The 26736-nt window shown below is 71.1% G+C and carries 26 protein-coding genes; 16 read left to right on the top strand and 10 right to left on the bottom strand.

All coding sequences use genetic code 11. The annotated features are described in order from the left end of the window. The first annotated feature begins 47 nt into the window (after positions 1-47). The 7 genes from FHR33_RS12125 (at position 48) to FHR33_RS12095 (ending at position 7602) form a co-directional block, all read left to right on the top strand. Positions 48-890, top strand: a complete 843-nt coding sequence (locus FHR33_RS12125) for a PaaX family transcriptional regulator (protein ID WP_246451782.1) — start codon at positions 48-50, stop codon at positions 888-890. 192 nt (positions 891-1082) lie between these two features. Beyond that, a complete protein-coding gene (locus FHR33_RS12120) occupies positions 1083-2435 on the top strand; it encodes a uracil-xanthine permease family protein (protein ID WP_183646154.1) in 1353 nt (450 codons plus the stop codon). Further along, positions 2432-3295 (top strand): FAD binding domain-containing protein, encoded by an 864-nt coding sequence (locus FHR33_RS12115; RefSeq protein ID WP_183646153.1) that lies wholly within the window; start codon positions 2432-2434, stop codon positions 3293-3295. Before FHR33_RS12120 ends, FHR33_RS12115 begins: the two co-directional genes overlap by 4 nt. Then, a complete protein-coding gene (locus FHR33_RS12110) occupies positions 3285-3767 on the top strand; it encodes a (2Fe-2S)-binding protein (protein ID WP_183646152.1) in 483 nt (160 codons plus the stop codon). The genes FHR33_RS12115 and FHR33_RS12110 overlap by 11 nt, the downstream gene beginning before the upstream one ends. Beyond that, complete coding sequence (cutA, locus tag FHR33_RS12105; protein ID WP_183646150.1) at positions 3764-6118, top strand: aerobic carbon-monoxide dehydrogenase large subunit; 2355 nt, start codon at positions 3764-3766, stop codon at positions 6116-6118. Before FHR33_RS12110 ends, cutA begins: the two co-directional genes overlap by 4 nt. Continuing rightward, positions 6115-7128, top strand: a complete 1014-nt coding sequence (locus FHR33_RS12100; RefSeq protein ID WP_183646149.1) for a leucine-rich repeat domain-containing protein — start codon at positions 6115-6117, stop codon at positions 7126-7128. Before cutA ends, FHR33_RS12100 begins: the two co-directional genes overlap by 4 nt. A 96-nt stretch (positions 7129-7224) precedes the next feature. Beyond that, complete coding sequence (locus FHR33_RS12095; RefSeq protein WP_221241071.1) at positions 7225-7602, top strand: hypothetical protein; 378 nt, start codon at positions 7225-7227, stop codon at positions 7600-7602. On the opposite strand, the gene FHR33_RS12090 is transcribed toward FHR33_RS12095, so the two are convergent. After that, positions 7592-8821, bottom strand: a complete 1230-nt coding sequence (locus FHR33_RS12090; RefSeq protein ID WP_312895488.1) for an MFS transporter — start codon at positions 8819-8821, stop codon at positions 7592-7594. The genes FHR33_RS12095 and FHR33_RS12090 overlap by 11 nt on opposite strands. Before the next feature lie 121 nt (positions 8822-8942). Here FHR33_RS12090 and FHR33_RS12085 point away from each other — a divergent pair, with 121 nt between their 5' ends. Next, entirely contained in the window at positions 8943-10655 is a 1713-nt protein-coding gene (locus FHR33_RS12085; RefSeq protein WP_183646146.1) for a M4 family metallopeptidase, read from the top strand. A 144-nt stretch (positions 10656-10799) separates the two neighbouring features. Here the strand turns inward: FHR33_RS12085 and FHR33_RS12080 are convergent, their stop codons facing one another. Continuing rightward, positions 10800-11852, bottom strand: a complete 1053-nt coding sequence (locus tag FHR33_RS12080; RefSeq protein ID WP_183646145.1) for a LacI family DNA-binding transcriptional regulator — start codon at positions 11850-11852, stop codon at positions 10800-10802. 247 nt (positions 11853-12099) lie between these two features. Between FHR33_RS12080 and FHR33_RS12075 the strand changes: the two genes are divergently transcribed. The 5 genes from FHR33_RS12075 to FHR33_RS12055 are packed head-to-tail and all read left to right on the top strand — an operon-like array spanning position 12100 to position 16599. Further along, entirely contained in the window at positions 12100-13311 is a 1212-nt protein-coding gene (locus FHR33_RS12075; protein WP_221241070.1) for an amino acid ABC transporter substrate-binding protein, read from the top strand. Then, positions 13305-14186 (top strand): branched-chain amino acid ABC transporter permease, encoded by an 882-nt coding sequence (locus FHR33_RS12070; RefSeq protein WP_183646141.1) that lies wholly within the window; start codon positions 13305-13307, stop codon positions 14184-14186. Before FHR33_RS12075 ends, FHR33_RS12070 begins: the two co-directional genes overlap by 7 nt. Further along, a complete protein-coding gene (locus FHR33_RS12065; RefSeq protein WP_221241069.1) occupies positions 14170-15147 on the top strand; it encodes a branched-chain amino acid ABC transporter permease in 978 nt (325 codons plus the stop codon). The genes FHR33_RS12070 and FHR33_RS12065 overlap by 17 nt, the downstream gene beginning before the upstream one ends. Continuing rightward, complete coding sequence (locus tag FHR33_RS12060) at positions 15144-15875, top strand: ABC transporter ATP-binding protein (RefSeq protein WP_183646139.1); 732 nt, start codon at positions 15144-15146, stop codon at positions 15873-15875. Before FHR33_RS12065 ends, FHR33_RS12060 begins: the two co-directional genes overlap by 4 nt. Continuing rightward, positions 15868-16599, top strand: a complete 732-nt coding sequence (locus tag FHR33_RS12055; RefSeq protein ID WP_183646138.1) for an ABC transporter ATP-binding protein — start codon at positions 15868-15870, stop codon at positions 16597-16599. The genes FHR33_RS12060 and FHR33_RS12055 overlap by 8 nt, the downstream gene beginning before the upstream one ends. Here FHR33_RS12055 and cydB read toward each other — a convergent pair. The 3 genes from cydB to FHR33_RS12040 all read right to left on the bottom strand — a co-directional run bounded on the left by cydB (position 16543) and on the right by FHR33_RS12040 (position 19965). Further along, entirely contained in the window at positions 16543-17493 is a 951-nt protein-coding gene (gene cydB / locus FHR33_RS12050; protein ID WP_183646136.1) for a cytochrome d ubiquinol oxidase subunit II, read from the bottom strand. The two genes, FHR33_RS12055 and cydB, sit on opposite strands and share 57 nt — an antisense overlap. A gap of 10 nt (positions 17494-17503) precedes the next feature. After that, a complete protein-coding gene (locus FHR33_RS12045) occupies positions 17504-18844 on the bottom strand; it encodes a cytochrome ubiquinol oxidase subunit I (RefSeq protein WP_183646134.1) in 1341 nt (446 codons plus the stop codon). Between the two features lie 251 nt (positions 18845-19095). Beyond that, positions 19096-19965, bottom strand: coding sequence for a polysaccharide deacetylase family protein (locus tag FHR33_RS12040; RefSeq protein ID WP_183646132.1), 870 nt, complete (start codon positions 19963-19965; stop codon positions 19096-19098). Positions 19966-20050: 85 nt separating this feature from the next. Between FHR33_RS12040 and FHR33_RS12035 the strand changes: the two genes are divergently transcribed. After that, a complete protein-coding gene (locus FHR33_RS12035; protein ID WP_183646130.1) occupies positions 20051-20752 on the top strand; it encodes an SRPBCC family protein in 702 nt (233 codons plus the stop codon). 31 nt (positions 20753-20783) lie between these two features. Here FHR33_RS12035 and FHR33_RS12030 read toward each other — a convergent pair whose 3' ends face one another. The 3 genes from FHR33_RS12030 to FHR33_RS12020 form a co-directional block, all read right to left on the bottom strand. Beyond that, on the bottom strand, positions 20784-21449 hold the full coding sequence (locus FHR33_RS12030) for a B3/B4 domain-containing protein (protein WP_183646128.1): 666 nt from the start codon (positions 21447-21449) through the stop codon (positions 20784-20786). 249 nt (positions 21450-21698) lie between these two features. Further along, positions 21699-23312 (bottom strand): multicopper oxidase family protein, encoded by a 1614-nt coding sequence (locus tag FHR33_RS12025; protein ID WP_183646126.1) that lies wholly within the window; start codon positions 23310-23312, stop codon positions 21699-21701. Next, entirely contained in the window at positions 23296-23712 is a 417-nt protein-coding gene (locus FHR33_RS12020; RefSeq protein WP_183646124.1) for a hypothetical protein, read from the bottom strand. The genes FHR33_RS12025 and FHR33_RS12020 overlap by 17 nt, the downstream gene beginning before the upstream one ends. A gap of 109 nt (positions 23713-23821) precedes the next feature. Here FHR33_RS12020 and FHR33_RS12015 point away from each other — a divergent pair, with 109 nt between their 5' ends. Continuing rightward, positions 23822-24724 carry a LysR family transcriptional regulator gene (locus FHR33_RS12015; protein WP_246451779.1) on the top strand — a complete coding sequence of 301 codons (903 nt, stop codon included), beginning with the start codon at positions 23822-23824 and terminating at the stop codon, positions 24722-24724. Between the two features lie 219 nt (positions 24725-24943). On the opposite strand, the gene FHR33_RS12010 is transcribed toward FHR33_RS12015, so the two are convergent. Continuing rightward, complete coding sequence (locus FHR33_RS12010; protein WP_183646121.1) at positions 24944-25432, bottom strand: GNAT family N-acetyltransferase; 489 nt, start codon at positions 25430-25432, stop codon at positions 24944-24946. 93 nt (positions 25433-25525) lie between these two features. Here FHR33_RS12010 and FHR33_RS12005 point away from each other — a divergent pair, with 93 nt between their 5' ends. Beyond that, on the top strand, positions 25526-26095 hold the full coding sequence (locus FHR33_RS12005; protein WP_183646119.1) for a TetR/AcrR family transcriptional regulator: 570 nt from the start codon (positions 25526-25528) through the stop codon (positions 26093-26095). 32 nt (positions 26096-26127) lie between these two features. Here the strand turns inward: FHR33_RS12005 and FHR33_RS51715 are convergent, their stop codons facing one another. Beyond that, positions 26128-26628 (bottom strand): calcium-binding protein, encoded by a 501-nt coding sequence (locus tag FHR33_RS51715; RefSeq protein WP_312895487.1) that lies wholly within the window; start codon positions 26626-26628, stop codon positions 26128-26130. Positions 26629-26736 lie beyond the last annotated feature (108 nt).

Genomic DNA, 26736 nt, shown 5'->3' with positions numbered 1-26736 from the left:
CCGTCAATGGTTTGCACAACATCAGCTGATCCGTCTACGCTCGTGCCATGGAAGGACCCGTACGCCCGCAGTCGCTGATGTTCACCCTCCTCGGCATCTACGTGCTGGGCCGCGACACCGCCCTGTACTCGGGCAGCGTCATCGACGTCTTCGCCAGGCTCGGCCTGTCGGAGGAGGCGGTGCGCTCGACGCTCACCCGCATGGTCAAGCGGGGCCTGCTGGAGCGGCACCGCCAGGGCCGGAAGGTGTACTTCGGGCTCACCGAGCACGCCGCCGAGGTGCTCGAGGACGGGCGCAGGCGGATCTGGGAGACCGGCGCGGTGAACAACGGCTGGGACGGCACCTGGACCGTGGTGGGATTCTCGCTGCCCGACAGCAGGCGCAGCACGCGGCACGACCTTCGCTCGCAGCTCGTCTGGGCCGGGTTCGGCCTGCTGCAGAGCGGCCTGTGGATCGCGCCGGGCACCAAGGACGTCGCGGGCGTCCTCGCGCCACTCGAGCTCGGCGACCACGTCACCGTGCTGACGGCCAGGGCGTTCAAGCCGACGGAGGCGGCCGACCTCGTCAGGAAGGCCTTCGACACCGAGCAGGTCGCCGGACGCTACCGCGCCTTCCTCGACCGCTGGGACACCGGCGACCCGCTGCCCGCCGCGCCCGACGACCTCGCCCGGCAGCTGCTGCTGCACAACGACTGGCTGCAGCTCGTCAGGCAGGATCCGCACCTGCCGGCCGAGCACCTGCCGGACGACTGGCCCGCCATCCGGGCCGAGCACGTCTTCCACACGCTGGCGCGCCTGTACGAGCCGCGCGCCAGGAGGCTGGCCGACACCGTGCTCGACGAGCTGCCCGTTCGGAGCGGCGAAGGAAGGCCGTCGTCCGGCGGCGAATGACGCGCCCGCGCGTGATGGGACGGGGGCGGGTGTCTCCCCCGCGAGGGGCGGTGGTCAGGATGGGAGAAAGAAGCGCCGTACCAGGTGGCGAAATCTGGCAGATCATGCCGGTGAACGGCCGCGCGAGCCAACATACTGTGCCCGCAATGGCCTGCGGGGAAGCCACCGAAGCGACAGAGCGGAGGCGGTCTCATGGTTTTGGGTTGGACGAAACACGGAGACGGCAAGCATCTGGCCCCCGGAGAGGTCGTCAGGCCCGACGAGCGGCTGACCTGGCCCCGCATGGTGGGGTTCGGCGCGCAGCACGTGATCGCGATGTTCGGCGCGACGTTCGTGTTCCCGCTGGTCATGGGTCTCGACCCGAACACCGCGATCATGATGTCCGGCATCGCGACCATCCTCTTCCTGCTGATCGTCAAGGGGAAGGTACCCAGCTACCTCGGCACCAGCGCCTCCTTCGTCGGCGGGGTGCTGGCGGTCAGGGCGATGTTCGGGGGTGACACGGCGGGCGTGGACGCGATCGTCACAGGGGCGATCCTGGTCGCGGGACTCGTGCTCGCGCTGGCGGGCCTGGCGATCCACGTGCTGGGCGTGCAGATCATCCACAAGATCTTCCCGCCGGTGGTGACCGGCGCGGTGGTCATGCTGATCGGCTTCGGCCTCGCCTTCGTGGTCGCCGACGTCTACTGGCCGCAGGACCAGTGGATGGCGCTGGTCACGATGGTGATCACCTTCGTGGTGGTGGTGGCGTTCAAGGGCTTCACCGGCCGGATCGGCATCCTCATCGGGCTGGTGGCGGGGTTCGCGCTCTCCTGGGTGGCGGACAGGATCTTCGGGAACATCACCGCCTTCAACGCCGCCACCAGCAAGATCGACACCCACCCGAGGGTCAACCTCGGCGCGGTGGCCGACGCGCCGTGGATCGGGCTGCCACCCATGCACCTGCCCGACTTCAGGACCTCGGCCGTGCTGCTGGTGCTGCCCGCGGTGATCGCGCTGATCGCCGAGAACATCGGCCACGTCAAGGCGGTCGGCGAGATGACGCGCACCGACGTCGACCCGTACATGGGCCGCGCGGTCGCCGCCGACGGCGTCGGCACCATGATCACCAGTGCGGTCGGCGGCTCGCCCACCACCACCTACGCCGAGAACATCGGCGTCATGGCCGCCACCCGCGTCTACTCGACGGCCGCGTACTACATCGCGGGGATCATCGCCATCCTGTTCGGCCTGTGCCCGAAGTTCGGCGCGCTGGTGGCCGCCACGCCCGGCGGTGTGTTGGGCGGCGTCACGGTCATCCTCTACGGGATGATCGGTCTACTCGGCGCGAAGATCTGGATCGAGAACAGGGTGGACTTCTCCGACCCCGTCAACATGGTCCCGATCGGCGCGGGCATCATCCTGGCGATCGGACCGGTCAAGCACGTGATCAGCAGTGACTTCATCCTGGACGGCATCGCGCTCGGCACCGTCGTGGTGGTGGCCGGCTACCACCTGCTGCGCGCGATCGCGGGACGAACGCATGTGAGGGAGCGCACCGGTTGAAACCCGCTCCGTTCGACTACTACGCCCCCCGCGACCTCGGCGAGGCCCTCGACGTGCTCGCCGAGGCGGGGGAGCACGGCAAGGTGCTGGCCGGAGGTCAGAGCCTGATCCCGCTGCTCAACATGCGCCTGGCCGCCCCCGAGCGGCTGGTCGACATCAACAGGATCGCCTCGCTCGAACCTTTCGAGGTCACCCCCGACGGCGTGCGGATCGGCGCGCTGGCCAGGCACTCCCAGGTGGAGCGCTCGGAGGGGATCGCCGCGGTCCAGCCGCTGCTGCGCCAGGCGCTCAGGCTCGTGGCGCACCCGGTGATCCGCAACCGCGGCACCGTCGTCGGCAGCCTGGTGCACGCCGACCCCGCCGCCGAACTCCCGGCCGTGCTGGCGCTGCTAGGAGGGTCGGTACGGCTGGCCCGCGCGGGCGGCGTCCGCGACGTGCCCGCGGGCGAGTTCTTCACCGGGCCGCTGGAGTCGGCGCTCGAACCGGGGGAGCTCGCCGTCTCCGCCCATTTCCCCCGGCTGCCCGAGCGAACGGGCAGCTCGTTCGTCGAGGTGGCGAGGAGACACGGCGACTACGCGCTGGCAGGAGTGGCCGCCGTGGTCACGGTGGACGACGACCTGCGGGTGAGCGAGGCGAGGGTGGTGTGCGTCGGGGTCGGGCCCGTCCCTCTGACGGCCGACGTGAGCGGGTGGTGCGAGCGGCGCCCCGCCTCGACCGTCGACTGGGCGGCGGTGGCGCGGGCCGTACAGGATCGGACGGAACCTGAGGCCGACATCCACGCGACGGCCGAGTACCGCAGGCACCTGGTCGGGGTGCTGGCCGTGCGGGCACTGACGGAGGCGGCGAGACATGCGCTATGACATCACGCTGGTGGTCAACGGCATCGTGCGCAGGGTCGGCGTGCCGGCCAGGCGGCTGCTGTCGGACTGCCTGCGCCACGACCTCGGCCTGACCGGCACGCACGTGGGCTGCGAGCACGGCGTCTGCGGGTGCTGCACCGTGCTGCTCGACGGCGAGCCGGTGCGCTCCTGCCTGACGTTCGCGGTGACCGTGGACGGCCGGCAGATCACCACGGTGGAGGGCCTGGCCGGGCCTGAGGGCATGTCGCCCGTGCAGCGGGCCTTCGCCGAGTGCCACGGGCTGCAGTGCGGCTTCTGCACGCCGGGCTTCCTGTGCACGGCGACGGCGCTGCTGAGACAGAACCCGACGCCGACCGACGAGGAGGTCCTCGAGGGGATCTCCGGCAACCTGTGCAGGTGCACCGGCTACCAGAACATCGTCAAGTCGGTCCACAGGGCCGCCGAGCTGATGGCCGAGGAGGAGGGGCGATGACGACGCGGCTGTTCGGCGAGCGCGTCCAGCGCAAGGAGGACCCTCGCCTGCTCACCGGGCAGGGCCGCTTCCTCGACGACCTGGGCCCCGACGCGCTGGCCGTCGCCTTCGTCCGCTCCCCGCACGCGCACGCCCGCATCCTCGACATCGACGTCTCGGCCGCCCTCGACGTGGAGGGCCTGGTCGCCGTCTACACCTGGGAGGACCTGCCGGGGCTCGTGGCCGAGCCGCTGCCGCTGCTCATCCCGCACCCCGCGCTCACCCACGGCCGCACCGCCTACCCGCTTGCCAGGGAGGTCGTCAGGCACGTCGGCGAGCCCGTCGTCATGGTGGTCGCCGAGGACCGCTACCTCGCCGAGGACGCCTGCGCGCTGATCCGCGTCGACTACGAGCTGCTCAAGCCGGTCGTCGGCATCGAGGAGGCGGTCCACAGCGCGGCGCTGGTGCACGAGGACGTGCCGGGCAACGTGGGCGCGCGCCTGGTGCAGGAGGTCCCCTCCAGGTCGGGGCAGAGCGCCCGCGAGGTCATCGAGAGCGCGCCGCACACGCTCGCCTTCAGGCTCGACATCGAGCGCAGCGCGAGCTCGCCGCTGGAGGGGCGCGGTGTGCACGCCCGCTGGGACGGCACCGACCTGCGCGTCCACTCCTCCACCCAGACCTCCACCAGCGTCAGGATGGCGATCGCCGCCAAGCTCGGCCTGCCCCTGCCGCACGTCGAGGTGATCGCGCCCGACGTCGGCGGCGGGTTCGGGGTCAAGATCGTGCACCCGTGGCCGGAGGAGATCCTGGTGCCGTGGGCGGCCATGCTGCTCGACCGCGAGCTGAAGTGGACGGAGGACAGGCGCGAGCACTTCATCTCCTCGGCCCACGAGCGGGGCCAGGTGCAGTTCGTGCGGGTCGGCTTCGACGACGACGGTCACGTGCTCGGCCTCGAGGTGACGATCCTGCACGACCACGGCGCGTACACGCCGTACGGGATCATCGTGCCGATCATCACCTCGACGCAGCTGCTCGGCCCTTACAAGATCGGCTCCTACCGGGTCGAGTTCTCCTCGATCTACACCAACACCGTGCAGGTCACGCCGTACAGGGGGGCGGGGCGCCCGCAGGGCGTCTTCTGCATGGAAAGGACGATGGACAAGATCGCGGCCCATCTTGGCAAGGACCGCACCGAGGTGAGAGCGGCCAACTTCATCCAGCCGTCGGAGTTCCCCTACGACCAGGGCATGATCTTCCAGGACGGCCGTCCTCTCATCTACGACAGCGGCGACTACCCGGCGATGCTGGCCAAGCTGAAGGAGCTGATCGGCTGGGACTCCTTCGTGCCGAGAAAGGGTCTCGGCATCGGCATCGGCTGCTACGTCGAGGGCACAGGGGTGGGGCCGTACGAGGGCGGACACGTGCAGGTCACCTCAGACGGGCGGGTGCACGTGTCCACGGGCCTCACCTCGCAGGGCCAGGGTCACGAGACGGTGTTCGCGCAGATCGCGGCCACCGAGCTGGGCGTGCCGATCGAGCGGATCTCCGTCGTGACGGGCGACACCCGCAGGTTCGGCTACGCCGTGGGCACGTTCGCCTCGAGGGCGGCCGTCGTCAGCGGCAACGCCATCGCCCTGGCCTGCAGGAAGGTGCGGGAGAAGGCGCTGAGGATCGCCGCGGAGGCGCTCGAGGCCGACCCGGCCGACCTGGAGATCAGCGACGGTCTCGTGCACGTCGCCGGCGCGCCGGGCGCCTCGATTCCGCTGTCCACGGTCGCGGTGCTGTCGAACCCGCTGCGCTACTCCTTCGACGCCGAGACCGCGCGCGCGGGGCAGTTCGCCGGCGGCGCCTCCTTCGACAGGCCGCCCGTCGCGGAGGGGGAGGAGCCCGGCCTCGAGGGGCGCGACTACTACTCGCCCCTGCGCTCCACCTTCGCGGCGGGCATGCACGCGGCGATCGTCGAGACCGATCCCGACACCGCAGAGATCCGCATCCTGCGTTACGCGGTCGTGCACGACTGCGGCAGGCTGATCAACCCCATGATCGTCGAGGGGCAGATCCACGGCGGCGTGGCGCAGGGCGTGGGCGGCGCGCTGTACGAGCGGATGGCCTACGACTCCCACGGGCAGCTGCTGAACGCCTCGTTCATGGACTTCCTCATGCCCTACGCCACGGAGATCCCGCGCATCGAGACCGACCACCTGGAGACGCCCTCCCCGCTGAACCCGCTCGGCATCAAGGGGGCGGGGGAGGCGGGGGTGATCCCGGTGGCCGCGGTGATCGCCGGCGCCGTCGAGGACGCCGAGGGGCTGCCGATCGACAGGATGCCGATCTCACCCTCGGAGCTGTTCCACCTAAGATCCGGTGGATGACCGAGCTACGCGCCCAGGGAGCGGGCCTGACCGCCATGCCCGCCGTGCCCGACGACGTCCGCCTGATCGACCTGGCGTGGAACCGGCTCACCGAGCTGCCCGCGCGGGTGGGTGAGCTGTCCGCGCTGGAAGAGCTGCGGCTCGACGGCAACCTGCTCACCTCACTACCGACGCTGCCCCCTTCGCTGCGGGAGCTGCACGCCGACGGCAACAGGCTCACCTCGCTGCCCCCGCTCCCGCCGTCCCTGGAGAGCCTGTTCGTGTACGGCAACGCGCTGGAGCGCCTGCCCGCGCGCCTGGGCCCGCTGCGGCACCTGGCTGCCGGAGGCAACGGCCTGGAGGAGGTCCCCGACCAGGTGTGGCGGCTGACCGGCCTCCATTCGCTCAACCTGGCGGAGAACCGTCTCACCCACGTGCCCGGCGCCATCGGCGGGCTGAACGGGCTGCGGATGCTCGACCTCGGGCACAACGCGATCAAGGAGATCCCCTCGGAGATCGGGGAGCTCGACCTCACCGACTACCTCTACCTCAGCGACAACGGATTCACCCGCGTGCCGGCCTCCATCGGCGGCCTGCGCAGGCTCACCTATCTCAACCTGACCGACAACAGGCTCACCGCGCTGCCCCCGTCCATCGGCGACATGGCCGCGCTGAAGGAGCTGCGCCTGTACAACAACGCGCTCACCGGCCTGCCGCCCTCCATCGGGCGCCTGGCCGAGCTGCGCGAGCTGCACCTGCAGGGCAACCATCTGACCTCGCTGCCCACGCTTCCCCCCTCACTGCGCGTGCTCGACCTGCGCGACAACCACCTGTCGCGGCTGCCGGAGACGATCGGAGGGCTGACCAGGCTGGTTCACCTCGACCTGCGTAACAACCGGCTCAGGGAGCTCCCGGCAGGACTGCTGGGGATGACCGCGCTGGAGAAGCTGGACCTGCGCTGGAACAAGCTCGACGGCGACCCGGCCGAGCTGCGCGCCCTCGAGGCCAGGGGCTGCGTCGTCCTGCGGTGAACCCTGCACGCCGCTGATCGAACCCGCTGATCGAACCCGCTGATCGCATCGTGCTGATTGAACTTCGCCGGGTGGGCGCGCGTACCTCCGGGCGTGATGACATATCTCCGCATAGCGGCATTCGCGCTCGTGGTCGCGGCCTGTTCGCCAGGCGACGGCGGCGGCTCCTACGGCGCGGCCGTCCAGCCGACGACGGTCGAGCAGCTGGCCGCCAAGGCCGGCTGCACCCCGCACATCCAGATCGACGCCAGCGAGCTCAGGCAGGGCCACTGCGAGACGGCCGACGGGGAGTTCTTCCTCACGACGTTCACCACCCAGCAGGGCAAGGACGCCTGGATGGACACCGCGCCCGAGTACAACCCGCACCTCGTCGGACCGCTGTGGACGGCCCTGTCGAGCAGGCCGGTGCTGGAGCGGGTGCAGCGCAGGCTCGGCGGCGACCTCCACCTCAAGGACCACAGGGTCAAGGGCTGACAGGCTCGGGCAGGTCGCGCATGGTGCGCAGCGGCGACAGCAGCAGCGGGATCACCGACAGCGGCACCAGCGCGCAGGCGATCCACATCGCCGGCACGATCCCGAGGTGCTGGCCGAGCAGGCCGCCGGCCAGCGCGCCCAGCGGCAGCACGCCCCACACCACGAAGCGCATTGTCGCGTTCATCCTGCCCAGCAGGTGGTCGGGGGTGAGCGCCTGACGAAAGCTGAGCTGCCCGACGTTGTAGACCACGATGCCGACGCTCACCACGAACCAGGCGAACGCGTAGAGACCCAGCCTCCAGTCGCGCTCGGTCAACGGCACCAGCAGCACGAACGGCGTGGTCAGCAGGTTCGACAGCCAGATCGCCCTGGCCGAGCCCACCCACCGGGAGAACGGCCCGACCAGCGCCGCGCCGACCAGCCCTCCCACGCCCGCCGCCGCGAACAGCAGGCCCATCACGCCTGGCGTCACCCCGACGACGTTGACGAGGAAGAGCACGGCGAGCGCGTTGTTCATGGAGTTGGCGAAGTTGGCGCTGGCCGTACAGGCGGCGATCATGCGCAGGATCGGGTGGCCCAGCACGAAGCGCAGGCCCTCGCCGATCTCCTTGACCAGCCCGCGCCGCTCCTGAACGCTCGGCACGTCGCGATCGGACCTGATGCCGGCCAGCAGCGCCCCCGACAGCGCGAAGCTGATCGCGTCGACCAGGATCGCCACGGGCGCGGTGACGAGCTGGACCAGCCATCCGGCGACGCCGGGACCCGCCACCTGGGCGCCCGAGCGGACGATCTCCAGCTTGGCGTTGCCTTCGAGGATCTGGTGCCGCTCGACCAGCGAAGGCAGGTAGCTCTGGTAGGCCACGTCGAAGAAGACGGTGGCCACGCCGGCGCCCAGGCCGACCGCGTAGAGCTGCGGCATCGACAGCACGCCGAGCCACCAGGCCACCGGCACGGACAGCAGCAGGACGGCCCGCGCCAGGTCGGCGGTGATCAGGATCCGGCGGCGGGCCATCCGGTCCACCCACACGCCCGCCGGCAACCCGATGAGCAGGAAGGCCGCCGTCTCCGCGGCCACCAGCAGGCCCATCTCGAACGGCGTCGCGCGCAGGGCCACCACCGCGACCAGGGGCAGGGCCACCATGCTCACCTGCGTGCCCACCTGGCTGATCGTGTCGGCGCCGAAAAGGAGCATGAAGGCGCGGTGCCGGAAGAGAGTCACCTGCGCATGGTGCCCAACGACCGGAGGGCAATCAACTCGAATAGTCATGCCCTACTCATGACAAAGCCGGGGTGTGGGTTCACGATGACGCCACAAGCCGACCAACAGGAGGGGGCGCGCCATGAGTCGACACTTCGACCGCATGCGCTACCACATCGCCGACGACCCTGACGCGGGAGGCAGGCCCCGGCCGCCTGGTGCGTTCACCGGCATCGCACCTGGACTGGAGTCCGTCGCGCCGCGCTTCACCTCCAACGAGGCCGCCGCGAGGTTCTACCTCGACCACAAGCTCGCGGAGGAGCCCGAGACCGCGGGCTTCAGGGCCGCGCTGGCCACCGAGTCACCCGCCAGGGTGCCCGACCTCACGCTCCGATCCTCCCGCCAGACCCCCGCCTCCGGCACCACGCTGGTCCGCTTCGACCAGACGCACGCGCAGATCCCGATCTTCGGCAGCGACGTGCTCGTCGAGCTCGACCAGTCGCGCGAGCTGGTGGCCATGGACGCCCGGCTGGCCGAGGTCAGCGGCGCGCCCGACGTTCCCACGCTCGACGCGCCCGCCGCCGTGGCCGCCGTCGCCGCGGCCACCGGCACCGCGATCGAGGGCGCCGGTTCGATGCCGCCCGCTCTCACCTACTACCTCGACGACGCCGGGACGTGGCACCTGGCCTGGCACCTGCACGGGCTGGCTGCCGTCCTGCCCGAGGCCAGGCCGGGGCCAGGCCACACGGGCCACGGCATGGAGGACCCCTCGCCCCGCGAGCTGTACCCCCGCGTCGACTACCTGGTGGACGCGCAGGACGGAGCGATCCTGTTCTACTTCGGGGTCACGCCGACCGTGGACGTGCCCACGAAGCTGCGCGGCGTCGACGAGAACGGCGTGCACGTCGACCGGATCTGGGGCGACAAGCTGGGCTCGGGCTTCGCGCTGCGCGACAGGCTCAGGAACATCGTCACCTTCGACCTGGCCCTCGGCGACCTGGCGGAGAACCCTCAGCTGACCGACCCGGTACAGGTCAACGACCCCGACCTCGGCGAGAAGTTCAAGGCCGCCGTCTCGGCCCACGCCAACGCCACCAAGGTCTTCGACTTCTACCGCGGCGTGCTCAGCCGCGACAGCGTCGACGACCAGGGCATGGCGCTGACCTCCGTCATCAACTGCATCTTCAGCCCGCACGGGCCGGGGCCCGAGTGGAAGAACGCCGCCTGGTTCGACAACCGCATGTGGTACGGCCAGATGCGCAACCCCGCGGGCGTGCTGGTCAGCACCGCCCGCTTCCTCGACGTCATCGGGCACGAGCTCACGCACGGCGTCATCGACACCTCCAGCGGCCTGGTCTACAGGAACCAGTCTGGGGCGCTGAACGAGTCCTTCGCCGACATCCTCGGCATCACGATCAGCAACTGGTACGAGGCCGAGACGCCGGAGAACGTCGCGGGCTGGAACTGGGAGCTGGGCAGGGGCTGGCGGCCCACCGGCGCGGGGCTGCGCTCGCTCAGCGACCCGGTGGCCTTCGGCCAGCCCGCGCACATGCGCGACTTCGTGCACACCACCGCTGACAACGGCGGCGTCCACATCAACAGCGGCATCCCCAACAAGGCGGCACACCTGCTGTTCACCGCCACCACCGCGCAGGGGACACCGGTCCTGGACGCCAGGGACTGGGTCGTCCTGCTCTACCTGGCGATGGTGCGCCTGAGCAGGCTCGCGCTCTTCACCGACGTGCCCGTCGCGTTGAGGGACGTGGCCAAGGTCTACCTCGCGGGCAGCCCGAAGCAGCTCGACCCGGTGCTGGCGGCGATCGAGTCGGCCTACTCGGCCGTCGGCATCGAGTAGCCCCGCCTCGTCCAGGGAGAGCGCGCCCTCCCTGGACGAGCCCTCGCGCTCGGCGGATCCCGAGCGTGGTCCCGGCCCCGGATCTCCGGCGCCCAGACGGCCCTGCCGGGGAAGATCGGGCTGTCCGTCCGGCGGTCGAGATCGTCAGGGCGTACGGGGGCCGGCAGCCGGCCTGCGGGGAGGGGCGGTCGAGGCGCGAGGGACGAGCTCGTGGCCGGTACGGCGGCGCCGAGGCCGTGAGGCGGGCGGCCTGAGCACCAGCTCGAGGGCCTGGGCGCCCATCGCCACCATCGGCAGTCGCACGGTGGTCAGCCCCGGATGGACGTCGGCGGCGACGGGGATGTCGTCGAAGCCCGCGACCGAGACGTCCGAGGGGACCCTGCGGCCCGAGCTCAGCAGCCAGGACAGCGCCCCGACGGCCATGGGGTCGTTCAGCGCCACCACGGCGGTGAGCCCCGGGTCGCGCCGCAGCAGGCGGGCGGCCGAGGAGGCCCCGCCCTCGCGGGTGAAGTCGCCGTGGATGACGGGAACGGCCGACCAGTCCAGGACGGAGGAGGCGGCGGCCCTCAGTCCCGACAGGCGGTCCTCGACCGTGGTGAGGTTGGCGGGGCCCGCGACGACGCCGATGCGCCGGTGCCCCAGGCCGAGCAGGTGCTTCATGATCGTCACACCGCCGTTGACGTTGTCGGGCAGCACGGCGTCGACGGGCAGGCGGTGGCGGCCGATGACCGCCACCCGCCCTCCCGCGGCGGTGAAGGAGCGCACCTCCGCGGCGATGTCGGCCTCGGCCGCCGTGCCGATGTAGCCCGAGCCCGCCAGCACGATGGCGTTGACGCGGTGGGCGCGCAGGCTGCGGATGCGCGACAGCTCGGCGTGCGGGTCGCGCTGGGTCTGGCTGATCAGCGCCATGTAGCCGCGCTTCTCCGTCTCGCGCAGCACGCCCCTGGCGATCTCGCCGAAGTAGGGGTCGCCGACGTCGTGGACGATCAGGCCGACGATGGCCGCCTGGCCGCCCGCCAGAGCACGGGCGTGACTGTTGGGCACGTAGCCGACCTGGGCGGCGACCGCCTTGACGTGGGCGGCGAGGGTGGCGCTGACGCCCGTGCTGTCGTTCAGCGCCCTGGAGGCGGTGGCGAGGGAGACACCGGCGGCCTCGGCGACGTCGATGAGGCGCGGTGGGGAAGGACGGTCGGACATGCGAGCGCAACCCCCTTGTCGCACCGCTGAAACGGTGCAATCGTGACGCGAAAGCGCTTCCGAAAGCGCTCCCTCTCCACCAAGCACCCGAAGACCGCCGAACGCAAGAAGTCCGCAGCCGAAGTCTCGGAGAGCGCCACCGCCGGCGAAGGGCCGGGACGCGCTCCACCAGCAAGGTGACAGGAAGTCCCCGGAGGTCCCTCGAGGTCCCTGGAGGTCGCGAACAATGGTCAGTTTCCGGAACGGTGTGGCAGCGCTGGCACTCACCAGCTTGGCGATCTCGGCCTGCGGCGGCGCCGCCCAGGAGGCGGCCGCGCCCTCCGCCACCGCCGCGGGCCCCGTGAAGATAGGCATCTCCCTGCCCCTGACAGGTGACTTCTCCGAGCCGGGCAAGGGCATCCAGGAGGGCTACCAGGTCTGGGCCGACATGGTCAACGCCAAGGGCGGGCTGCTCGGCAGGAAGGTCGAGCTGATCTTCCGCGACGACGCCTCCGACCCGAACAAGGTCAGCTCCGACTACGAGTCGCTCATCTCCCAGGACAAGGTGAACCTGGTCTTCGGCCCGTTCTCCTCGCGCCTGGTCATCCCCGCCGCGCAGGTGGCCGAGTCGTACGACATGCTCTTCGTCGAACCGGCGGGCGCCGCCAAGGAGGTCTTCGAGCAGGGCTTCGAGCGACTGTTCTACGCCGCCCCCGCCATCGCGAGCGACCACTACAACTACCTGGCCGAGTACCTGCTCGCGCTGCCCGCCGACAAGAGGCCCAGGACCGCCGCCTACGCCAGCCTCGACGACCCGTTCGCCATGGGCACCGCCTACGGGCTGCGCGACAAGCTCGCCGCGGGCGGGATCAAGACCGTGGTCGACGAGGTCTACCCGCCGGAGACGACCGACTTCGCCCCCATCGCCGCCAAGATCGCGGCGGCGAAACCCGACCTCGTCGTCGGCGGCACCCAGTTCGAGGACTCCGTCGGCCTGGTGCGCGCCCTGCAGGAGCTCGGCTCGCAGCCCAGGATGGCGGCCTTCTCCACGGGGCCGACGCTGGCGGAGTTCCCCGCGGCGGTGAAGGGCGCGGCCGAGCACATCGTCTCCCCCGTGGGCTGGGCGGTCTCCTCCGGCTTCCCCGGCAACGACGCCTTCGTCAAGCGCTACAAGGAGATGTTCAAGACCGACGCCAACGAGGACGCGGCCAACGGCTTCACCGTCGGCCAGATCGTGGAGGCGGCGGTCAACGCGGTCAAGTGCGTCGAGCAGACGAAGGAGTGCCAGACCAAGCTGGCCGACCACATCCGCCAGGGCAGCTTCGAGACCATCGTCGGCCCGCTCTCCTTCGACGACAAGGGCAGGCCCGAGCAGGCGCACATGATCCAGCAGTACATCGACGGCAAGGTCGAGATCGTCCTGCCCGAGGGGTCGAAGGCGCAGACCGCCAAGCTCGTCTACCCGAAGAAGGAATGGTGACCCTCCTCCTGCAGGGGCTGGCCCTGGGCGTGCTGACCGGCGGCCTGTACGCGCTGCTCGCCTCGGGCCTGTCGCTGTACTTCGGCGTGATGCGGGTGGTCATGGTGGCCCACCCGGCGTTCCTGTTCCTGGCCGCCTACCTGACCTACACCCTGCACACCGCCTCCGGCCTCGACCCGCTGCTGGCGCTGCCGGTGACGGTGCCGCTGTTCTTCGCGCTCGGGGTGGCCGTGCAGCGCCTGCTCGTGGCCAGGCTGGCGCCGGAGAACCTGCCGATGATGTCGGTGCTGCTCACCTTCGGGCTCGCGCTGGTCATCGAGGGGCTGCTCGGCACGGTCTACACCGGCTCCTACAAGTCGGTCAGCATGGACTACGCCACCAGGTCGCTGACGCTGGGCGCGGTGCGGCTGCCGTACGACAGGATCGTGGCCTTCGCGGTGGCCGCGCTGACGCTGGCGGCGCTGTTCACGATCCTGCTGAAGAGCAGGTTCGGGCGCGCGCTGCGCGCCACCATCCAGCACAGGGAGGCCGCGCGGCTGGTCGGCATCAGGACCGAGCGGGTCACGGGGTACGGCTTCGGCGTCGGCCTGGCCACGGCGGCGGTGGGCGGCTCGGTGCTGGCGCTGATCACGCCCTTCTTCCCCGCCGCCCACTGGGCGTGGATCGGCAAGCTCATGGCGATCATCGTGGTCGGCGGCCTGGGCAGCGTGCTCGGCGCGGCGCTGGCCGCGGTGATGCTGGGCGTGATCGAGAGCCTGGTGCTGGTCACCGTCGACGCCACGTGGGCGACGATGATGTTCTACGTCTTCCTCTTCCTGACCCTCATCGCCCGCCCGCAGGGGTTCTTCGGAGGACGGCTTGCGCAACGCTTCTAGGTACGCGCTTCTGGCGGCGGGGGTGGCCCTCGCGCTGGCCTACCCGTGGATCGTGCCCAACCTCTACCTGCTGTACGCGGGCGTGCTGACGCTGATGTACGCCGCGACCGCCACCTCGTGGAACATCCTCGGCGGCTTCACCGGCTACGTCTCGCTCGGTCACTCGGCCTTCTTCGGCCTCGGCGCGTACGGCACCGGCCTGCTCATGACCCGCGCGGGCTGGTCGTGGATCCCCTCGCTGATCGGCTCGGCGCTCGTCGTCGCGCTGTTCGCCGCGCTGGTCGGCGTGGCGGCCGTCAGGGTGCGCGGCGCCTCGTTCGTGATCGTGTCGATCGCGCTGGTGTCGATGACGAACCTGCTGGTGCAGGGCTGGCGCTCGCTCACCGGCGGCTCGACGGGCCTGCGCGTCCCCTCGCCCTTCCCCGACCTCAACAGGGGGCAGAGCCACTTCGCCTTCTTCTACCTGTTCCTTGGCCTGCTCGCGCTGGTGATGCTGACCTGGTGGTTCATCTCCAGGTCCCGCTACGGCGCGGGCCTGCGCGCGATCAGGGAGGACGAGGACAAGGCCGAGTCGCTCGGCGTGCCCACCGCCGCCTTCAAGGTCACGGCCTACGCGCTGTCGGCGCTGTTCGTGGCGCTGGCCGGCGGCCTCTACGCGCTGTGGTTCCGCAGCCTCGACCCGATCTTCGTCTTCTCGATCCTCATCGGCTCCTACATGGTGCTGATGAGCCTGCTCGGCGGGGTGCGCCACCTGTTCGGCCCGCTGCTCGGCGCGCTCATCGTCGCGCCCGCGGGGGAGTACTTCCTGGTCGCGCTCGGCGAGACGCAGGTGCACCTGGCGGCGGCGGGGCTGCTGCTGGTGCTGGTCGTGCTCTTCATGCCCGAGGGCATCATCCCCGCCGCCGCCAGGCTCGTCAGCAGACCCCAGCAGGCCTCGATCAGGGAGGAGGCGGCCGGATGAGCTCGCTCAGGACCGCGGGGCTGACCAAGTCGTTCGGCGGCGTCAGGGCCGTCGACGACGTCACCGTGGAGATCGCCGAAGGCAGGATCAACGGCCTGATCGGGCCCAACGGCTCGGGCAAGACCACCTTCTTCAACCTCGTCACCGGCCTGATCAGGCCCGACGAGGGCAGGGTGCTCTACCGCGACCGCGACATCACCCGCTACGCGCCGCACCGCATCGCGCACGTGGGGCTGGGCCGTACCTTCCAGCTGTGCAGGGTCTTCCCCCGCATGACGGTGATGGAGAACATGCTGGTGGCGGTGCGCCGTACGCGCCTGCGCGAGCTGCTGGCGGGCACCCACGCCACGGGCGAGGTCGAGCGGGCCCGCCACTGGCTGACCCGCATGGGCATCGAGCACCTCGAACGCGCCGAGGCCCGCAACCTCTCCTACGGCCAGCAGAAGCTGCTCGAACTGGCCGCCGTCTTCATGGGCGACCCCGAGCTGGTCCTGCTGGACGAGCCCGCGGGCGGCGTGAACCCCGCGCTGATCGAGCGGATCGTCACCCTGGTGCGCGACCTCAACGCCGAGGGCCGCACCTTCCTGGTCGTCGAGCACAACATGGACATGGTGATGGGCATGTGCGACCACGTGATCGTCCTCGACAGGGGAGCGCCGATCGCCGAGGGCCCGCCCTCGGCGGTGCGCGCCGACCCTCGCGTGCTGGAGGCCTACCTCGGTGTCTGAGATCGTGCTGGCTCTGAACGACCTCGAGGCGGGATACGGCAGGGCCGCCCTCGTCCTGCGGGGACTGTCGGTCACCGTCGAGGCGGGGCAGGTCGTCTGCCTGGTCGGGCCCAACGGCGCGGGCAAGTCCACCGTGCTCAGGGTCGCCAGTGGCCTGCTCGCCCCACGCTCGGGCACCGTGGTGCTGTCGGGCGAGGACGTCACCGGCCTGGCCCCCCAGGACCTGCTGACCAGGGGCCTGGCCCACGTGCTGCAGGGCCACAGCGTCTTCCGTGAGATGACCGTGGCCGAGAACGTCCTGCTCGGCGGCTTCACCGTGCGCGACGGCGCGCTGCTGGCCAGGCGCGCCGAGCGGGTCAAGGAGCTGTTCCCCGTCGTCGGCGAGCGGTGGGGGAGCATCGCGGGGCTGCTGTCGGGCGGCCAGCAGAAGCAGGTCGAGTTCGCCCGCGCGCTCATGCTGGAGCCGAGGGTGGTGCTGCTCGACGAGCCGTCCATGGGGCTCGACCCCAGGACCACCCAGACCGTCTTCGACCAGATCGACCTCATGCGCCGCACCGGCGTCGCCGTCCTGCTCGTGGAGCAGAACGCGCGCAGGGCCCTGGAGACGGCCGACGTCGGCTGCGTGCTCGACCTCGGCACCGTCCACATCTCAGGGCCCGCTCGCGACCTACTGGCCGATCCCCGTCTGGGCGCGCTGTACCTGGGTGGCGCCGCCAGGGGCTGAGATCCGCTTCCTGAACACCCAGTACGTCCAGCCCTGGTAGCCCAGCACGAACGGCAGGATGGCCAGGCCGATCCAGGTCAGGACGTTCAGCGTGTAGGGGCCCGACGCGGCCTGCTCCAGGGTCAGGCCAGGCATCGGCGCGCCCGCCAGCGTCCCGAACAGCGCGGCCGAGGCCAGCGCGATCGCCCCCGCGGTGGCGGCGAAGGCCCAGCCCTCCCTGCGCCGCCAGATCAGCGAGCCGCCCGCCGCCAGCAGCGCCATCGCCGTGCCTGCGGCGATCCACACGGCGCCGGAGCCCTCGCGCGGAATGGACGACAGCGCCACGATCCCCAGGGGGATGACCGCGACGAGCGTGCCCATGGCGGCCGCTCGGGCGCGCCGCCGTACCACACCCTCGGTCCTGAGCGCGAGGAAGACCGCACCGTGCAGGAGGCAGACCGCCAGCGAGAACGCGCCGCCCACCAGGGCCGCCACCCCGCTGTCGAGCAGCACGTCGGCGAAGACGGCGCCCCACAGGAAGGCGGGAAGCGCGCTGCCCGCCGCGATGCCGACGTCGGCCCATGCCCTGTCGGAGGAGTGCTCCAGCTTGCCGCGCCACTCCAGGGCCACGCCGCGCACGATCAGCCCGGCCAGCACCAGCGTGAGCGGCAGGTAGAAGGAGCTGAGGAAGCCGGCGTACCAGGCGGGGAAGGCGGCGAACATCGCGCCCACCGCGGTGATCAGCCAGACCTCGTTGCCGTCCCACACCGGGCCGATGGTCTGCAGGACCTGCTTGCGCTGGCCCTCGTTCCTGCCGAGGAAGGGCGACAGCATGCCGACCCCGAAGTCGAAGCCCTCAAGGACGAAGTATCCGGTCCAGAGAAAGGCGATGATGACGAGCCACAGATCGATCACTGCGTTCTCCTCAGTACATCAGCGACGGTTCGCGCACCGGCTCGGCGGCCGGCGCCGATGGCAGCTCGGGGCCCTTCCTGACGCTCCTGACCAGCAGGACGACCTCGGCCAGTGCGAGCACGCCGTACAGGAGGGTGAACAGGGTCAGCGAGGTGGCCACCTCGGCCAGCGACACCCCCGGCGAGACGCTGGCGGCGGTCAGCAGCTCGCCCGCCACCGTCCACGGCTGGCGGCCGATCTCGCTGAGCAGCCAGCCACCGATCACCGCGAGCAGCGGCAGCGGAAGGGCCAGGACGAGGGCCTTGGCGTACCAGGGGGGCACCTGCCTGCGCCTGCGGGTCAGCCAGAGGCCCAGCACCGACAGGCCCACCGTCGACAGGCCGAAGCCGAGCATCACCCGGTAGGACCAGAAGACGACCTCCTGGTTCGGCCGGTAGTCGCCGGGGCCGAACTTCTCCTCCAGCCTGCGCTGGATGTCCTCGCTGCCCTGGACGGTGGCCTCGAAGTCGTTGGTGGACAGGAAGCTCAGCAGCTTGGGGATCTCGATGCCGGGCAGCACGTGGAACGGCGCGCCCTTGGTGTCGTGGGTGAGGCCCTCGGCGGCGGCCAGCTTCATCGGCTGCTGCTCGTACATCAGCTTGGCCGACATGTCCCCGCTGCCCGCGACGACGGCCCCCGCGATCGCCGTCATGACCAGGGCGCCGCGCAGCGGGCTCCTGAAGGTGGTGTCGCCCCTGAGCAGCCGGTGGCCGCTGACCGCCAGCACGAACCCGCCCGCCACGATGAAGCTGGCCGCGATCACGTGCGGCACCTGGGCCAGCGCGGTGGAGTTGGTCAGCACCGCCCAGAGATCGGTCATCCTGGCCCTGCCGTCCACGACCTCGTAGCCCACCGGGTGCTTCATCCAGGCGTTGGCGGCCAGGATGAAGTAGGCCGACAGGTTCGAGCCGATCACCGCCGCCCAGATGGTGGCCAGGTGGACCCTCTTCGGCAGCTTGTCCCAGCCGAAGATCCACAGACCCAGGAACGTCGACTCCATGAAGAAGGCGAGCAGCGCCTCCAGCGCCAGCGGGGCGCCGAAGACGTCGCCCACGAACACGGAGTACTCACTCCAGTTCATGCCGAACTGGAACTCCTGCACGATGCCTGTCACCACGCCCATCGCGAAGTTGATCAGGAAGAGTTTCCCGAAGAACTTCGTCAGCCGCAGGTAGTGCTCCTTGCCCGTGCGGTGCCAGGCGGTCTGCAGCCCGGCCACGAAGACGCCGAGGCCGATCGTCAGCGGTACGAAGAGGAAGTGGTACACGGTGGTCACGCCGAACTGCCACCGTGCAAGGTCTAGTGCTTCCATGATCCCCTCACGGGCTTGGAGCTCTACAGCTTGTAGTTCTACTAAAAGTAGTACTACGACTCGTAGAGCAATGCGACGAGGAGGGGCTGCGATCTTCGTCACAGGCAAGCTCAAGGGGTGCGAGGCCGCACACCTCGCACCCCTTGAGGGTCCCCCGGTCACCCCCCGGGCTCCCGGCCCTGTCGTCCCCCCGGGGACAACGATGGCGGGCAGGGGGCTTCGCGCGCGTCACCCGCGCGGCGGATTCCTCGCTACTTCGCCCGGCGGAGGGCCGCCTTCAGATAGGCGTCGAGGTTGCCGAGCTCGTAGCCGCGGCGCTTGATCTTGTCGACCAGGATCCTGAAGTCCCTGGCGAGGTTGGGCCTGAAGTGCAGCAGCAGGATGTCGCCGGGGCGCAGCCTCTTGTCGGGCACCTGGTAGGCGATCTTGCCGCCCGGCTGGACGGTCGCCGTCCACAGCAGCAGCGCGTGAAGGCCGCAGGCCTTGGCGGCGCGCCGGGTGTCGGCGTTGTAGTTGCCGAAGGGCGGCCTGAACAGCGTGGGCCGCACCCCGACCTGCTCGGCGATCAGCCTGGAGGTGCCGCACAGCTCCGCCTTCTGCGCCTCGTAGCCGAGCGTGCGCAGGTTGGGATGGGTCAGCGTGTGGTTCTCGATCGGCACGCCCGCGTCGCGCAGCCGGCGGACGTAGCCCCACTTGCCGCTGCCGACGAAGCGGCCCTGACCGCCCGCGGAGTCGGGCGCGCCGATCGCCTCCACGGCGTCGCGCATGACGAAGGCGGTGATCGGGATGCGCTGCTCGCGCACGTGGCGGACGAAGCCGGGGTCCTGCTCCCAGCCGTCGTCGATGGTCAGGAACACCACTTTGCGCCGGGTGGGAATGGAGCTGATCACCGGCGGCAGCGAGCCGCTCGGCGGGATCCTGCCCACCTCCCCGGCTCTCGGCGTCGCGCCGGGCGGGCCCAGCTCCTGGGCCGAGGGCTGCGGCCGCTGCGAGGCGGCCGGTGACGAGGCCGAGCCCGGCTCCTTGGCCTGCTCCGTCGCGCAGGCGGCCAGTAACGCCACCGCCGTGACGCCCGCGCCCGCGCGCGCCAGGCGCGTTCCCCCGAATCGCCCCGTGACCATGAAAGCCCATCCTGCCATGACCAAGGTCGCATTCTCGGCGTGAGTTGACATGAGGAAGGGGAGGGTCGCTGCCTAGAGTGGCCATGTGAAGGTCGCAGGCAGTGCGGTGCTCGGCATCGACAGAGATCGTGTGTGGGACGCGCTCCAGGACCCGGCGGTGCTGGTGCGCACCATCCCGGGCTGCGAGCGCCTGGAGGAGACCGGGCCCGGCACCTACCGGATGACGGTCAGCGCGGGCGTCGCCTCCATCAAGGGCGTCTACCAGGGGGAGGTGGCCCTCTCCGAGCCGCTGCCGCCCGAGCGCTTCGTGCTGAGGGCGCGAGGACAGGGCGCGCCCGGCACGGTCGAGGCGACCGTGGAGGTACGCCTGGCCGACGTGGACGGCGGCACCAGGATCGACTACGACGCCGAGGCGGTGGTCGGCGGCATGATCGGCGGGGTGGGACAGCGGATGCTCGGCTCGGTCGCCAAGCGCACGGCGGGCGACTTCTTCTCCGCCGTGGAGAGCCACCTGATCTCCCCGCCCGCGGAGGCGACCGCGGCAGGGAGCGGCTCGGCCGCCCCGCCGGGCGTCGCGCTGCCGTCCGGTACGCCCGTGCCCGCTCTCGCCGCGCCGGCGACGGCGCCAGGGCCGGGGGGCGGGCAGGTCTTCGAGCGGCCGTCCCAGGACAGGCAGCACACCCAGACCCGCCCGTGGGTCATGCTCGCCGCCTTCGGCATGGGCGCGGGCATCGCCCTCGGCAGCGCCGCGATCGGCTGGGTGCTCGGCAGGGCGGGCCGCCGCTAGCGCCCGGCGGACCCGGGCGGGACGCGGCGAGCTAGCGGTTCTCGATCGTCACCTCGCGCACGGTGGGCCAGGCGCGCTCGAGCTCCCTGGCCAGCGCCGTGGTGAGCTCGGCGACGTCGGCGGCGGCCGTCGCGTGCATCGCCTCGGCCACGATCAGGACCGAGTCCGTCGTGTCCCTGACGGCCGAGTAGCCGCTCTGCCTGTTGGTCCAGCGGCGCGCGTGCGCCCGCCCCTCGGCGTCGGCGAAGATCACCTCGCCGGGGTCGGGCCGCTCCACCTCGCCGCCGAAGGTCAGGTAGGTCTCCTCACCGACGGCGTGGCGCACCTCCAGGCTGCGGGCGACATGGGCGAGGTCGAAGACCGCCACGGGGACGGCGTAGGCCAGCGAGACCGCGTTGCACAGGTCGATCAGCGGGTGGATGCGCGGCAGCGACCCCTCCTTCCTGAAGCGCCGCAGCAGCGACTCCGACGCGCACCTGTACTGGGTCGGCTTCAGCCCCATCTTCGAGAAGGCGCGCCGCCAGGCCTGGATCTCGGGCAGGTCCGCCTCCGTGCCCGCCGCCAGCCGCTCCTTCGCCACGGCGGTGAAACGCTCCAGGTCCGGAGCGGCGTCGGGGGTGATGCCCTGCGCGAAGACCACTCCGGCCGCCAGCTCGGGGAAGGCGGATCTGATCTGCGGCGAGTGGTGGAAGTCCATGAGGCGGCTCCTGAAGATCGGTGAAGGCGAGTCGGACGCCGAGGGCGACAGGCGCCCATGCGGGCCGTCACTCTCGGCGTCGCAACCACCCTCTCGCCACAATGGCCTGATGAACAGGTCCAAAGCGGAGCCTTTTGAGAGGTCCAATGTGCGGGTTTCGGCTTCCTTCATCTGGACCCGCGACGACCTCGGGGATTCGCCGGCGACCAGCCTAGGCGAAGAGGAGCTCGGCGCCGTCGGGCGATGCCCCTAGAGGATCTCGAGGTTGGCCATCATGGCCATGTCCTCATGTTCGGCGTTGTGGCAGTGGAACAGGTAGCGGCCGCGGTAGCCGTCGAAGCGGGTGATGATCTCCACTCCCTCGCCCGGCCGCAGGGAGACGGTGTCCTTCAGGCCCGCGTCGTGGGGCAGCGGCGGGCGGCCGCTGCGTGAGAGCACCCGGAAGCCGACCAGGTGCAGGTGGACGGGATGGTGGACGTCGGCGACCAGTCGCCATATTTCGACGTCGTCGAGGTGGGTGGTGACGTCGGCGCGGGCGGGATCGAACGGAAGCCCGCCGATCAGCCAGCCGTGGCCGCCGTGCATCTGCCCGACGCGGAAGGCGAACTCGCGCACCCTGACCGCGTCCGACCGGCGCCAGGCCGGCAGGTCGGTGGAGAGCGTGCGTGGGATGCGGCTGCCGTCGGTGGCCTTGCGCGCGACGCGGAAGGCCATCACCTCGCGGGTACGGCCCGAGCCCAGCCGGTTGACCATCCTGACCAGCCCGCCGACGGGAACGCCCGAGAAGTCGACGATCACGTCGTAGCGTTCGGCGGGCGCGATCGGCAGCAGCCGGTGGGTGACCGGCGCGGCGAGCAGTCCCTGGTCGGCGCCGATCTGGACCAGATCCAGGCGGCGTCCGTCGTCGCTGACCGCTTCGAGTTCGTAGTGCCGGGCGTTGGAGGCGTTCAGGATGCGCAGCCGGTAGCGGGCCGCGTCCACCTCGTGCACCGGCCACGGCGCGCCGTTGACCAGGATCACGTCGCCGAGGACTCCGGCCAGATAGGGCTCGCGAACGCCCGGCCGCTCGCGCAGGGTGGGGTCGAGGGAGGGGTAGTCGAGGCTGCCGTCGGCGGCGAACGCCCGGTCGGTGATCATCAGCGGCAGTTCGCGCGGCCCCGCGGGCAGGCCGAGCGAGTCCTCGGCGTCGTCGCGGACGATCTGCAGCCCGGCCAGGCCCCGCCAGATCGCGGGGGCGGTGAAGTCCATCCGGTGGTCGTGGTACCACAGCAGCGTCGGCCGCTGGTCCAGCGGGAAGGTGTAGTCCCGCGTCAGCCTGGTCACCACGGCCCGCGGATCGTGCATGCCATGCGCGCCTTGCGCGGACCCGTGCCCGGTGTGCGGGGTGGCCTCCTGCCAGCCGCCGGGCAGGACCAGGTCGGTCGGGTAGCCGTCGGAGGCCGCAGGGGTGCGTCCGCCGTGCAGGTGTACGACGGTCGGCACGGGCAGCTCGTTGCGGTGCGTCACGGTGACCGGCCGGCCGCGGCGTGCCTCGATCGTCGGCGCGGGAAAGGCGCCCTCGTACGTCCACAGCGGCGTCCTGACGCCGGGCAGGATCTCCGCGCTCGCTTCGCGCTGGGTGATCTCGTAACGGTCGGCGCCGCCCGAAGTGCTGACCGGCTTCAGCACGGCGGGGATCGGCAGCGGCACCTGGAACGGCGGCGGCAGCGGCACGGCGCTGCGCAGTTCGGCACCGGTGACCGAGGGGCGGCGGGCCAGCGCGGCCGAGGCCGACAGCCCGGTGGCCGCCATCAGCCCGAGCGCCCCGCCGATGCCCAGCATCCGCCGCCGGCTCAGGCCGCGGCCCTCATCGCGCTCGCGCATCGCGGGCCTCCCGCCGCAGGAGGGGCCGGCGCCAGACGGCGATGAACTGCACGACGAGCGCGGCGACGGTCACCACGCCCAGCGGGATGTGCAGCCACAGGGCGCCGTCCAGGCCGGCGAAGTACTGCACCGTCTCGGCCACCACCACCGCCATCGTGGCCAGGAATGGCCACGCCCTGCGCAGCCGGACCCACACCACGATCGCGACGATCACCTGCAGATATCCGATGGACGTGACCACGTCGGCGCCGATCGCGTGCCAGAGCAGGCTGTCGTAGTCGCCGGTCAGATACACCCCGGCGAACACCGGCTGGCCGACGATCGCCACCATGTGCGCGCTGACGACGGCGCGCAGGGCCCACCCCGTGGGTGTCGTCATGGGTGCGGCATCGATGACCATGAAGGGTCCTCCTGCCGTGTTCGTCGATTCATCAACACGCGCCGACACTATGACTCAGCAGTTATCTTGTCGAAGATCAATATTGTTATGCTGTCATGCCTTGGGAGGCATGATGGATCTGAACACGCTCCGGCAGTTCGTGGTGGTGGCCCGGCTGGAGCACCTCAGCCGCGCCGCTGAGGAGCTTCGCGTCGCCCAGCCGTCGCTGAGCCGTACCATCGCCCGGCTGGAGGGCGAGCTGGGCGCGCCGCTGTTCGACCGGAGCGGGCGGCTCCGGCTGAACGACGCGGGCAGGCTCTTCCTCGGTTACGTCGAACGCTCCCTGGGGGAGCTCGACGCGGGACGGCGGGCCGTCGCCGAGGCCGTCAGCGAAGGCGTGGGCACCGTACGGCTGGCATCGGAGACCTTCCTCACCCTCACAGGGCCGCTGGCGGCCTACAAGCGCGCCCATCCCGACATCGAGATCGAACTCCGCTGGATGCCGGCCGAGGACATGGCCCGCCACCTGCGCGCCCAGGAGGTCGACCTGTGTGTCGCCTCCCAGCCCATCTCCGCTGAGGGCCTGGCGGCGGTCCAGCTGCTCGATGACGCGGTAGGGGTCGCCACGCCGCTCGGTCATCCGCTGGCGGACCGTACCTCTGTGAGCATCGACGAACTCGCCGGCCAGCCCTTCGTCAGCGCCCGCAAGGGGCATTGGCAGCGCAGGCTGCTCGATCGGCTCTTCGCCGCACGAGACCTCACACCGAAGATCGTCTGCGAGGTCGACGAGCCCAGCGCCATCGCCGACCTGATCAGCGCGGGGCTGGGCATCGGCCTGGTACCCGCCTTCGCCAGGCGTAGCTCCACGCGGCCCAGCGGCGCCTGGATCGCCGTCGACAGCCCCGACTGCCGTCGCGCGGTCACCCTCTACTGGGGGGCCGACAGCCACCTGTCGACCGCCGCCCGGCTGATGCGCGCCACGATCACCGGCTGGAACTGGGCCACCGGCCAACCGCAGGAGAAGCGCGGATGAGCGTGTCGCCGTGGAAGACGCTGCGGCTCGGCGTGGAGGTCGCCCAAGACCTTCCTCGAGGGCGGCAAGCTCGTCGCCGACCAGTGACGCGCGCAGGCCTCCGATCCGCCAGCGCCGCAGTTTCAAGGGCCATCGGGTCGTCTCCCGCACGCGTGCGTCCTGCGGCCGGCTCACGCGAGCCGACCCCGGGTGGGTGAGCCCCTTCAAAAGGTCGTCAGGTCAGGCGCGCTCCGCCCGCCACAGCCGCTCGCCGTCGTCGAACTGGTCGGTGGGTGAGAGCCCGGCCTTGGCGGCGACGGCGGCGGAGGCGGCATGGTCGGGATGGATGTGGGCCACGACCTGCTCGACCCCCCTGTCGAACAGCCAGGCCACCAGGGCGGTGGCGGCCTGGGAGGCATAGCCCCTGCGCTGCCACGCGAGGCCGATCACCCAGGCGATCTCGGCCCTGCGGCCCTGCTCGGTGATCGTCGCCTGGACGTAGCCGACCGCCTGCCCGTCGTGACCGCGGCGGACGATCCAGTTGCGCCACTCCTCCAGGCCGTCGGGGGAGCGGCCCGCGACCTGCCTGGTGTAGCGGGCGCGCAGGCCCTCCAACGTGGGGGCCGAGCCGCCGGTGAAGGTGTAGAGCCGCTCGCCGCTCAGGACGTCCACCATCTCGTCGGCGTCGGCCACGGTCAGCGGGGTGAGGGAGATCCGGTCGTCGCTCATGCCTCCATCATGCTGCCGTGATCGCCCTGTCCGCCGGGCGTCCGCCTCCGGGCTCGTGATAGATGCCTTCGGGCTCGTGATAGATAGGGGGACATGGGCAGACGGGCCGGGCGGCGCAGGCAGGACGTCCTCGAAGGGGCCGCGCGGGTCATCGCCGAGCGCGGCGCGGAGGCGACCAGGTTCGCCGACGTCGCCGAGGCGTCGGGAGTGCCGATCAGCACGCTGCAGTACTACTTCGGCAACCGCGAGGACCTCCTCGTCGCCGCCTTCCGCCACTCCGCCGCCACCGACCTGGCCGTGGTCAGGCAGGGACTGCGGGGCACGCCGTGGGAGCGGCTGCTGCACATCGCCCACCACGTCGCGGGCGAGGAGGGCGGCGGCTGGCGGGTGTGGGTCGAGTCGTGGCGGTGGGCGCTGCGCGACGCGGAGTGGCGGGGGGAGTTCCTGCGCGACTACGCCGCATGGCGCGCCCTGCTCGCCGAGGTGATCGGTGAGGGGATCGCCGATGGGAGCTTCGGCGCGGACGGTGACCCCGACCGCCTGGCCAGCCAGGCCCTCGCCCTCCTCGACGGGCTCGGCATGCCGCTGGCACTGGCCGACCCCGCGTTGAAGGACCCCGACGTCCTCGCCGACGCCCTGCGCAGGCTGCTGTCCGCACGCTGAGGCCGCAGGGCCGCTCTGCCGCCTCCTCGCGGTCAGGGGCAGCCGCGACCGTTCGACGGGTTGACGCAGAAGTCCACGCCGGTTCCACCGTCGTTGGTGTTGACGCCGCTGCCGCCGTTCAGGAAGTCCGAGCCGCCGCTCCCGCGCAGGGTGTCGTCGCCGGCTTCGCCGGACAGCCCGTCGCTGCCCGATTCTCCGTCGAGGGTGTCGTCGCCGTCGCCGCCTGACACGGCGTCGTCGCCGCTTCCGCCGCACAGCAGGTCGTCGCCGCCCAGGCCGTTGATGACATCGTCGCCGCCCAGGCCGAAGATCACGTCGTTGCCCGGCGTGCCCTCCAGGATCTCGGAGAAGTCGGTACCCGACAGGGTGGGGGTGGCGGTGTCGCACGTCAGCGGCGCCGTCAGGGCCCGAGCCCCGAGGCCGTAGCCCCGCACCGCGGCTCCCGCGGGCGCCGCGCTCGCGCCCATGGCCACCATCACCGTGGCCGTCGCGAGGACGGCCGCCCTCCTCGCGACGCGACGGCTTCCCGTCACCGTTGGCTCCACGATCTGCCCCTTCGTGTCTGATCACGCGTACGCACGCAGATCTCCCCGAGGTCGTCTCTCAACGACCCCAAAGGTTCTCTCTGATCTCACCAACCC

Source organism: Nonomuraea dietziae (assembly GCF_014195505.1).
GTDB lineage: Bacteria > Actinomycetota > Actinomycetes > Streptosporangiales > Streptosporangiaceae > Nonomuraea > Nonomuraea roseola.
This window is presented reverse-complemented; position numbering and strand designations above follow the sequence as displayed.